Source organism: Tardiphaga sp. (assembly GCF_044336785.1).
Classification (GTDB): Bacteria; Pseudomonadota; Alphaproteobacteria; order Rhizobiales; family Xanthobacteraceae; genus Tardiphaga.
In genome coordinates this window covers 1-10,139 of sequence record NZ_JBIIOT010000138.1, presented here as the reverse complement: position 1 = coordinate 10,139, position 10,139 = coordinate 1, and the positions used below count along the sequence as shown (strand labels likewise).

Genomic DNA, 10,139 nt, shown 5'->3' with positions numbered 1-10,139 from the left:
CTGGGACGAATGGGCAGACGAGAATGGCGACCTCGGTCCGGTCTATGGATCGCAATGGCGCTCATGGCCGGCCCCGGATGGCCGCAGCATCGATCAGATCGCCAATGTGATCGACATGATCAAGCGTAACCCGGATTCCCGTCGGCTGATCGTCTCGGCCTGGAATCCGGCCGAGATCGAGAAGATGGCGCTGCCGCCGTGCCACTGCCTGTTTCAGTTCTATGTCGCCAACGGCAAGCTATCGTGCCAGTTGTATCAGCGGTCCGCGGACGTCTTTCTGGGCGTGCCTTTCAATATCGCGTCCTACGCGCTGCTCACCATGATGATCGCGCAAGTGACGGGCCTCAAGCCCGGCGATTTCGTGCACACGCTCGGCGACGCGCATCTCTATTCCAATCATCTGGAGCAGGCGCGCCTGCAGCTGACGCGCGAGACGCGCAAACTGCCGGTGATGAAGATCAATCCGGACGTGAAGGATATCTTTGCGTTCCGATATGAGGACTTCACGCTCGAAGGCTACGATCCGCATCCGCATATCAAGGCCGAGGTCGCGGTGTAGCGATGGCCGAAATCGGCAAAGATCGTCTGGTCGAACTTTCCGATGCAAAGCTGCGCGACGCGAAATTGCTTCTTAATTCCGGCGGTGAAGGCAATGCCTATTATTTGGCAGGTTATGCCGTCGAACTGATGCTGAAAGCGATCATAGCAACTCAGTTCAAATCCGATACGATCCCTGACAGGGAGTTGGCGCGCAACCTGTTCGTTCACAATATCGAAAAACTGGCGATTTTGGCTAAGCTACAGGGTGAGTTAAAGTCCAGGGCGGATCTCGATCCCGATTTCTACGCTTATTGGGAGATGGTGCTGAGTTGGAATGAGCAAAGTCGATATGCGAGCGCCACCCTGGAGGAGGCGCGAACCTTGATCGAAGCGATCGATAATCAGCCTAACGGAGTTCTATCGTGGTTGCGCAGCAAGCTGTAGTTGGAGAATTCGAAACGGCGCAACGTCTTCTCGCTCTCCTTGAGCAGGATGGCTTCGCCATCGAGGTGGCTGTCTGGGCGCTCGACGACGAGGGGCGCGGACGGCTCTATATCGTCCCGAAAGATCGTTCGGACAGCTCTTTACGACAGACCATCGAAGTGGCAACGACGATTGTGAACCACAAGGATGAGCTGCCTGGCCGGCACGATTTGCGGTACTCTCTGGTGAGAAACGACAACCCCATTGTCCAGGCGGTTCGCTCGGTTTCCTCCCCCGACGGTCGCGTTCGTGGCGCCTACAGCAACGGAACCTACGTGGACGAAGCCTATATTCTTCGCCCTGCCGCATGATCCTCATCACCCTCGTCTACGCCGTCGCCGAGAACGGTGTCATCGGTCACGACAACACGATTCCGTGGCGGCTGAAATCGGACATGCAACGCTTCAAGGCGCTGACCATCGGCAAGCCCATCGTCATGGGCCGTAAAACCTTCGAGTCCTTTCCGCGGAGGCCTCTGCCGGGCCGCACCAATATCGTGATCACGCGCAATGCCGGTTACACGGCGGATGGCGCCGTTGTCGCGACATCGCTCGACGCGGCGCGTGCGATCGCCATCGGCGATGCCCTGCGGCGTTCCGTCGGCGAGATCGCCATCATCGGCGGTGCCGAAATCTATGCCCAATGGATGCCTTTTGCGGATCGCCTCGAAGTCACCGAGGTCCATGCAAGCCCCGCGGGCGATACCACTCTGCCGCCGGTCGATCTCACCGCATGGGAAGAAACGGCGCGCGTCCGGCACCCTGCGGCGGGCGAGGACAGCGTCGATTTCTCCTATGTGACATATTGCCGGATCGCGCCGCGTTAACCGTCTTTTCCGCCCGTTAACATTGAAAAACAGGGCGTTGCGCTTAGCTCCCAAGGTCTAGCGCCCCGCGTTGTAAGAGCAGGGGCCGTCCCCTATAAAGCCATGCAGAGATGGCGAGACCGGTATGTCCGGCCGCGCAGAGGAGAGTTTGAATGTCGTGGAAGAATCAAGGCGGAGGCCCCTGGGGTCCCGGCCCGAAAGGACCCTGGGGATCGGGTCCGCAATCGTCCGGACCGAGGCCGCCTGATCTTGAGGATCTTCTGCGCAAGGGTCAGGACCGCCTGCAGTCCATGCTGCCCGGCGGCTTCGTCAGCGGCATGGGTATCTTCCTCATCCTCGTGGTCGCCATCGCCATCTGGGGCCTGTCCGGCTTCTTCCGCGTGCAGTCCGAAGAGCTCGGCGTCGTGCTGCGGTTCGGCAAGCATGTCCGCACCGTTCAGCCGGGTCTGAACTATCACCTGCCTTATCCGATCGAGACCGTGCTGCTGCCAAAGGCGCTGCGCGTATCGACGCTGTCGGTCGGCATGTCGATCCTCGAAGACACCGGTCGCCGTGGCCGCACCATGCGCGACGTGCCGGAAGAGAGCCTGATGCTCACCGGCGACGAGAACATCGTCGATGTGGATTTCACCGTGCTCTGGCGCATCAAGCCGGATGGCGTGGGCAACTTCCTGTTCAACATCCAGAATCCGGAAGGCACCGTGAAGGCTGTCGCCGAGAGCGTGATGCGTGAAGTGGTGGGTCGCGCCAATATCCAGCCGATCCTCACCGGCGCACGCACCGTGACCGAAACCCAGGTGCAGGAACTGATGCAGAAGACGCTCGACGGCTATGGCGCCGGCGTGCTGATCCAGCAGGTGCAGTTGCAGAAGGTCGATCCGCCTGCCCAGGTCATCGACGCCTTCCGCGACGTGCAGGCGGCGCAGGCCGACGCCCAGCGTCTGCAGAACGAAGCCCAGACCTATACCAACCGCGTCGTGCCGGATTCACGCGGTCGTGCCGCGCAGATCCTGCAGGTCGCCGAAGGTTATCGCGAACAGGCGATCGCCGAGGCCAAGGGTCAAAGCGCGCGCTTCCTGAAGGTCTATGAAGAGTACAAGAAGGCACCGGACGTGACGCGTCAGCGTCTCTATCTCGAAACCATGGAAAAGATCCTTCATGGCGCGGAGAAGCTGATCAGCGATCCCGGCTCGGGCGCGGGCTCGCAGGGCGTCGTGCCTTATCTTCCCTTGAATGAACTGACGCCGCGACGTCAGCCACCGGCGACATCTGGTCAGCCTCAGCAGAGTGGGGTCGCCCGATGAAATCCGGTATCTCAGGTATCGTCGCACTGATCGTCTTATTGGTGCTCGTCATCCTTGGTTTCGGCTCGCTCTATACGGTGCGCCAGACCGAGCAGGCCCTCGTGGTTCGCCTCGGTGAACCCGTGCGCGTGGTCACCGAGCCCGGCCTGAACTTCAAGGTGCCGTTCATCGACAGCGTCATCTCGATCGACAAGCGCATTCTCGATCTCGAGAACCCTGCGCAGGAACTCATCGCCAACGACCAGCGTCGTCTGGTGGTGGATGCCTTCGCGCGCTACAAGATCAAGAACGCGCTGCGCTTCTATCAGAGCATCGGCTCCATCCAGGCCGCCAATATCCAGCTGACGACGCTGTTGAACGCGGCCATGCGCCGTGTGCTCGGCGAGGTCACGTTCATCCAGATCGTTCGCGACGACCGCGAAGGCCTGATGAACAAGATCCGCGACCAGCTCGACAAGGAAGCGGACGGCTACGGTATTCAGGTTGTCGACGTCCGTATCCGGCGTGCTGACCTGCCTGATGCCAACAGCCAGGCGGTCTATCAGCGCATGCAGACTGAACGTCAGCGTGAAGCCGCCGAGTTCCGCGCACAGGGCGGCCAGAAGGCTCAGGAAATCCGCTCCAAGGCGGATCGTGAGGCGACGGTCATCATCGCCGATGCCAATTCGACGGCCGAACAGATCCGCGGTGCCGGCGACGGCGAGCGTAACCGTCTGTTCGCCGAAGCCTATGGCCAGGATGCGGAGTTCTTCGCCTTCTACCGCTCGATGACGGCCTATGAGAACGGATTGAAGCAGGGTGACACCCGTTACCTGCTGCGGCCGGATTCGGAGTTCTTCCGCTTCTTCGCCAATCCGTCGGGCAAGCCGCTTGCTGCGAAACCATAAAGGCGGGTCGCGCAACGCAAATGGCCTATCCGTTTTGCGTTCGCGGCAAGTCTGATCTAAGGATGAGGCGCATCGTCACACGATGCGCCTCATTTGCTTTTCAGAAGACTGCGCCAAGAAACGTCAGGGTGCGAAAGTTCGGGAGTTGATACCGGTGGGGTCCATAGCGCTGACCGACTTCCTCATCGGCCTGGGGATTCTGCTCGTCTTCGAGGGTATCCTGTTCCTTGGCTTTCCCGGCTGGATGCGCCGCGCCATGAAAAGCGCACTGGCCTCTCCCGACAGCGTATTGCGGCTGGCCGGCATCATTTCCGCAGTCGGTGGCCTGCTCCTGATCTGGTTTATCCGGCGCTAGCAGCGGCCTGTCTAAAAGCGCAGTACGATCAAGATGATCGCAGCCGGCCTATCCGTATTCCGCCGCAATCTGCAGCTCAAATAACCTGACCGAGACCGCTGCTCCGCGGTTCCGCCGAGGCTTGCGCAATCGCGTGGTTCGGGCGCACTCTGCATGCAAATCGCCGACTCTCGTCAGGAGACGTTACCCCTATGTCCATCGTCACCTCCGCTCTCACGTCCTCGCGCCGTCTGCGCAATTTCGGCCTGCGTCCGCTCGTTGCGGCAATCGCGGTCGGTGCGCTGGTCGGCGCTTCGCTGCCGGCCGCCGCACGTGGCCCGGATGGCATCGCCGATGTCGCCGAGAAGGTGATTGATTCCGTGGTCAACATCTCGACCTCTTCGACGGTGGAAGCGAAGAACAGCGGCGAGGGTGGCAATCGCGGTGCAATGCCGCAACTGCCGCCGGGCTCGCAATTCGAGGAGTTCTTCGAGGACTTCTTCAAGAATCGTGGCGGCCGCGGTGGTGGCGAGAAGGGCGGCGGAGGCATGCAGCCGCGCAAGACCAACTCGCTCGGCTCCGGCTTCATCATCGATTCCTCGGGCCTCGCGGTGACCAATAATCACGTCATCGATGGTGCCGACGAGATCAACGTCATCATGAATGACGGCACCAAGATCAAGGCCGAGCTGGTCGGCGTCGACAAGAAGACCGACCTGGCGCTACTGAAATTCACGCCCGTCAAGCCGGTCGTCGCCGTCAAGTTCGGCGACAGCGACAAGCTCCGTCTCGGCGAATGGGTGATCGCCATCGGCAATCCGTTCTCGCTCGGTGGCAGCGTCACGGCCGGCATCGTCTCGGCGCGCAACCGCGACATCAATAACGGCCCCTATGACAGCTACATCCAGACCGACGCCTCGATCAATCGCGGCAATTCCGGTGGCCCGCTGTTCAACCTCGATGGCGAAGTGGTCGGCGTCAACACGCTGATCATCTCGCCCACCGGCGGCTCCATCGGACTCGGCTTCGCCGTGCCGTCGAAGACCGTGGCGGGCGTCATCGACCAGCTGCGTGAATACAAGGAAGTGCGTCGCGGCTGGCTCGGCGTGCGCATCCAGCCGGTCACCGACGAGATCGCCGAAAGCCTCAACATCAAGCCCGCCCGCGGCGCGCTGATTGCCGGCATCGACGACAAGGGCCCGGCGAAGCCGGCGGGTCTCGAGACGGGCGACGTGGTCGTCAAGTTCGACGGCAAGGACGTCAAGGAGCCGAAGGACCTGTCGCGCGCCGTGGCCGCCAGCCCGGTTGGCAAGGCCGTGGACGTGCTGATCATCCGCAAGGGCAAGGAAGAGACCAAGAAGGTCACCCTCGGCCGTCTGGAAGACGACAAGCCCGTGCAGGCTTCGCTGAAGGCCGCACCGGAAGCCGAGAAGCCGGCCACGCAGAAGGCGCTCGGCCTCGATCTCACGGGGCTCAGCAAGGAGCTGCGCACCAAGTACAAGATCAAGGACAGCGTGAAGGGCGTCGTCGTCACCGGAGTCGACAAGGGCTCCGACGCCGCCGAGAAGCGCCTCTCGGCTGGTGACGTCATTGTGGAAGTCGCGCAGGAAGCGGTCACCAATGCGGCCGATGTCAGCAAGCGCATCGATGCCGTAAAGAAGGACGGCAAGAAGTCGGTATTGCTGCTGGTGTCGAATGCCGAAGGCGAATTGCGGTTTGTGGCGCTGAGCGTGCAGTAAGATCCCGCGCTCTGTCTGTCATCCCTGCGAAAGCAGGGATCCAGTAGACACTGCCGAATCGGTTCTATCACTGATGCCGGTGTCTCCTGGATCGCCCGGTCAGCCGGGCGATGACAGGAAGTCGAAGTCAGCTCACAAACTCACTTCGCTTGTATCCCTGCGCAAACAGCAGCGCGCTGAGATCGCCGAAATCGATCCGTCCATGCGCCGCTGCAGCCACTGCGGGCTTGGCGTGGAAAGCAACCCCAAGCCCCGCATCCCCGATCATCGCGAGATCATTGGCGCCATCGCCGACAGCCATCGTATCGAGATGGTCGAGATCAAACGACTCCCGTAGCTCCACCAGCGTCGCCAGCTTCGCCGCCTTGCCGAGGATCGGTTCGGCCACCGTCCCGGTCAGCTTGCCGTCCTTCACATGCAGCTCGTTGGCGCGGTTCTCCTGGAAGCCGACCAGCTCCGCCACCTTCGCGGTGAACAGCGTAAAGCCGCCGGAGACGAGGCACGTGTAAGCGCCGTGTGCGCGCATGGTCTGCACCAGTTCGCGGCCACCCGGCGTCAGCGTGATGCGCTCGGCCAGCGTCTCGTCGACCACGGTGATGGGAAGATCCTTCAGCAGCGCCACGCGCTCGCGCAGGGCCGGCTCGAATTCGATCTCGCCGCGCATGGCGCGTTCGGTGATCGCGGCCACATGGGCCTTCAGCCCGGCGAAGTCGGCGAGTTCGTCGATGCACTCCTGGCCGATCATGGTGGAATCCATGTCGGCGAGAAAAAGCTTCTTGCGTCGATCGAGAACAGGCTGCACCACCACGTCGATCGGCATGTCGCCCCGCGCGGCGCGCAGGCGGTCGGCGAAAGCGAGCTGGTCGGTGGTGCTGTTGTTGTCGGCGGCAAACAGGATGTCGGCGGCGACGCCGTCGCTCAGCCAGTGCAGTTCGGTATCGCCCGGCAGGATCGTGCGCAGACCGTCCAGCACCGTGCTATCGAGAGCGGGATCGGCGGGGTTGCAGATCAGGGTAGCGACGAGAGACATGACGTGAGTTCCAGGCCGGATAACAGAGCGCTGCTTATCGCAGGGCCAACCGCGAGCGGCAAGTCGGCGCTGGCGCTGGCCGTGGCGCGCACACGGGACGGCGTGGTCATCAATACCGACAGCATGCAGGTCTATCGCGACCTCCGCGTGCTCACCGCCCGGCCGACGCCGGACGAGGAGGCCATCGCCCCGCATCGCCTCTATGGCACGGTGGATGCGGCCGTGAATTTCTCCGCCGGCGCATGGGTCGATGCGGCGCGCGAGGTGCTGGATGAAGTGCGGGCGCAGGGCAAGCTGCCGATCTTCATCGGCGGCTCCGGCCTCTATTTCAAGGCGCTGACCCGGGGCCTCTCTGCCGTGCCGCCGGTCCCGGATCACGTGCGCGACGATGTCCGCGCGCGGCTTGAGCGCCAAGGCCCGGAAGCACTGCATGCAGAGCTCGCGGTGCGTGATCCGGTCTCCGCCGCCAGACTCAACCTGCGCGACCGCACCCGTATCGCGCGTGCACTGGAAGTGATCGAAGCCACCGGCCGTGCCCTGACCGACTGGCACAGCGACGCGCTGCCGCCGCTGCTGCCGCCTGACGGCGCCACCGCCATCTTTCTCGCGCCGGACCGCGACGAGCTCTATGCCCGCATCGATGCACGTTTCGTCCGGATGCTGGACGAGGGGGCGCTGGATGAGGTCGACGCGCTGGCCGCCCGCGGGCTTGATCCGCTGCTGCCGGCGATGAAGGCCCATGGCGTGCCGGCGCTGATCAGGTATCAGCGCGGCGAGATCTCGCGCGAAGAGGCCTGCGCCATCGGGCAGGCGGACACCCGTCACTACGCCAAGCGGCAATTCACCTGGTTTCGACACCAATTGCCGGAATTTGAATGGACGACGCCGGAGGAGGCGAAGGCGAAACTCCATACTCCACCCTCATCCTGAGGAGCGCGCATTTGCGCGCGTCTCGAAGGATGGCGGCAGGGCGCTGAGCCCGGCCATCTCATGGTTCGAGACGGCGCTACGCGCCTCCTCACCATGAGGGGTGAGCTTGTGCGCATATCAGCCCCTCTTATCTTTCCTCTCGCCGAGCGCCCCGGACCCGGCTAGCCTTTGGTCTCACGCGCGAACCGGCCGGGATGCCTTGACTTCCCGTTTTTGCCCGCTATGGTCCGCGCAAGTTTCGAGATCAAACGACCAAGTCATGCGCAATAAAGTTACAAGCCTCCTTATTATCGTGGTACCCTGGCGCATCGCCGGGGGTAGCTGACGGCTACCCACGATCCGAGCGGTGCGCACAGGGGTCCTCAACGGGCCCTTTTTTATTGCCTGAACCACATCACGAACCAGACCTCATCGACCAAAGCGCCCAGCGCGCATCCGGAGCCGACCATGAGTGACTCAAAGCCCCACGATCCCAACCAGATGACCGGCGCCGCCATGATCGTGCGCGCGCTCGCGGATCACGGCGTCAAGCATCTGTTCGGCTATCCCGGCGGCGCCGTGCTGCCGATCTATGACGAGATCTATCAGCAGGAAGAGGTCCAGCACATCCTGGTCCGCCACGAGCAGGGCGCCGGCCATGCCGCCGAAGGCTATGCCCGCTCCACCGGTTTGCCCGGCGTCGTGCTGGTCACTTCGGGTCCCGGCGCCACCAACATGGTGACGCCGCTGGCCGATGCGCTGATGGATTCCATCCCGCTGGTCTGCATCACCGGCCAGGTGCCGACGCATCTGATCGGCAATGACGCATTCCAGGAATGCGACACCGTCGGCATCACGCGGCCCTGCACCAAGCACAACTGGCTGGTCCGCGACGTCAACGACCTCGCCAAGGTGCTGCATGAGGCCTTCTATGTCGCCACCACCGGCCGTCCGGGCCCGGTCGTCGTCGACGTGCCGAAGGATGTGCAGTTCGCCACCGGCACCTATCATCCGCCGCGCAAGTCGGACGTCCACGTCTCCTATGCACCGCGCGTGAAGGGTGATGCTCAGGCGATCCGCAAGGCTGTCTCCATGCTGGCCGGTGCCAAGCGTCCGGTGATCTATTCGGGCGGCGGCGTCATCAATGCTGGCACGGCAGCGTCGAAATTGCTGCGCGAACTGGTCGAGGTCACCGGCTTCCCGATCACCTCGACGCTGATGGGCCTTGGTGCCTATCCCGCCTCCGGTCCGAACTGGCTCGGCATGCTGGGCATGCACGGCACCTACGAAGCCAACATGGCGATGCATGACTGCGACGTCATGCTGTGCGTCGGCGCGCGTTTCGACGACCGTATCACCGGCCGCACCGATGCGTTCTCGCCGAACTCGAAGAAGATCCATATCGATATCGATCCGTCCTCGATCAACAAGAACATCCGCGTCGATGTGCCGATCATCGGCGATTGCGCCAATGTGCTGGGCGACATCCTGCAGGTGTTCAAGGCCGAAGCGAAGAAGCCGGCGATCGATCCGTGGTGGTTCGAAATCAACCGCTGGCGCGCGCGCAATTCGCTGGCCTACAAGTCCAACAATGATGTGATCCTGCCGCAGTTCGCGATCCAGCGCCTGTACGAGAACACGAAGCATCTCGACACCTACATCACCACCGAAGTCGGCCAGCACCAGATGTGGGCGGCGCAGTTCTATGGTTTCGAGGAGCCGCATCGCTGGATGACGTCCGGCGGCCTTGGCACCATGGGCTATGGCCTGCCGGCCGCACTCGGCGTGCAGGTCGCGCATCCGAATTCGCTGGTCATCGATATCGGCGGTGATGCATCGGTGCAGATGACGATGCAGGAAATGTCGGCGGCGGTTCAGCACGAGCTGCCGATCAAGATCTTCATCCTGAACAACCAGTATATGGGCATGGTGCGGCAGTGGCAGCAGCTGCTGCACGGCAACCGCCTGTCGCATTCCTATTCGGAAGCGCTGCCGGATTTCGTCAAGCTGGCAGAAGCCTATGGCGGCGTCGGCCTGCAGTGCACGAAGCCCGGCGATCTCGACGGGGCGATCGAGGAGATGATCAA

Annotated in this window: 11 protein-coding genes; 10 read left to right on the top strand and 1 reads right to left on the bottom strand. The window is 62.6% G+C overall.

Annotated elements, in window-relative coordinates; all coding sequences use genetic code 11:
- From ACIQ2A_RS24115 to ACIQ2A_RS24080, 8 genes are all read left to right on the top strand, one after another.
- A partial coding sequence (locus ACIQ2A_RS24115) for a thymidylate synthase (RefSeq protein WP_398484242.1) occupies positions 1–559 on the top strand: 559 nt, incomplete at its 5' end.
- Positions 560–561: 2 nt separating this feature from the next.
- A complete protein-coding gene (locus tag ACIQ2A_RS24110) occupies positions 562–984 on the top strand; it encodes a hypothetical protein (RefSeq protein ID WP_398484240.1) in 423 nt (140 codons plus the stop codon).
- Positions 963–1,334, top strand: a complete 372-nt coding sequence (locus tag ACIQ2A_RS24105) for a hypothetical protein (RefSeq protein ID WP_398484238.1) — start codon at positions 963–965, stop codon at positions 1,332–1,334. The genes ACIQ2A_RS24110 and ACIQ2A_RS24105 overlap by 22 nt, the downstream gene beginning before the upstream one ends.
- Positions 1,331–1,849: a dihydrofolate reductase gene (locus ACIQ2A_RS24100; RefSeq protein WP_398484236.1), complete on the top strand. Its 519-nt coding sequence runs from the start codon at positions 1,331–1,333 to the stop codon at positions 1,847–1,849. Before ACIQ2A_RS24105 ends, ACIQ2A_RS24100 begins: the two co-directional genes overlap by 4 nt.
- A gap of 152 nt (positions 1,850–2,001) precedes the next feature.
- Complete coding sequence (gene hflK / locus ACIQ2A_RS24095) at positions 2,002–3,153, top strand: FtsH protease activity modulator HflK (protein ID WP_398484234.1); 1,152 nt, start codon at positions 2,002–2,004, stop codon at positions 3,151–3,153.
- Positions 3,150–4,040, top strand: a complete 891-nt coding sequence (hflC, locus tag ACIQ2A_RS24090; RefSeq protein WP_398484232.1) for a protease modulator HflC — start codon at positions 3,150–3,152, stop codon at positions 4,038–4,040. The genes hflK and hflC overlap by 4 nt, the downstream gene beginning before the upstream one ends.
- A gap of 154 nt (positions 4,041–4,194) precedes the next feature.
- Complete coding sequence (locus ACIQ2A_RS24085; protein WP_398484230.1) at positions 4,195–4,395, top strand: DUF2065 domain-containing protein; 201 nt, start codon at positions 4,195–4,197, stop codon at positions 4,393–4,395.
- 191 nt (positions 4,396–4,586) lie between these two features.
- Positions 4,587–6,113, top strand: a complete 1,527-nt coding sequence (locus ACIQ2A_RS24080; protein WP_398484228.1) for a Do family serine endopeptidase — start codon at positions 4,587–4,589, stop codon at positions 6,111–6,113.
- A gap of 127 nt (positions 6,114–6,240) precedes the next feature.
- Here the strand turns inward: ACIQ2A_RS24080 and serB are convergent, their stop codons facing one another.
- Entirely contained in the window at positions 6,241–7,143 is a 903-nt protein-coding gene (gene serB / locus ACIQ2A_RS24075; protein WP_398484225.1) for a phosphoserine phosphatase SerB, read from the bottom strand.
- Positions 7,144–7,146: 3 nt separating this feature from the next.
- Here serB and miaA point away from each other — a divergent pair, with 3 nt between their 5' ends.
- Both miaA and ACIQ2A_RS24065 read left to right on the top strand, forming a co-directional pair.
- Positions 7,147–8,073, top strand: a complete 927-nt coding sequence (gene miaA, locus ACIQ2A_RS24070) for a tRNA (adenosine(37)-N6)-dimethylallyltransferase MiaA (RefSeq protein ID WP_398484223.1) — start codon at positions 7,147–7,149, stop codon at positions 8,071–8,073.
- A gap of 447 nt (positions 8,074–8,520) precedes the next feature.
- The coding region (locus tag ACIQ2A_RS24065; RefSeq protein WP_398484221.1) for an acetolactate synthase 3 large subunit at positions 8,521–10,139 on the top strand (1,619 nt) is incomplete at its 3' end.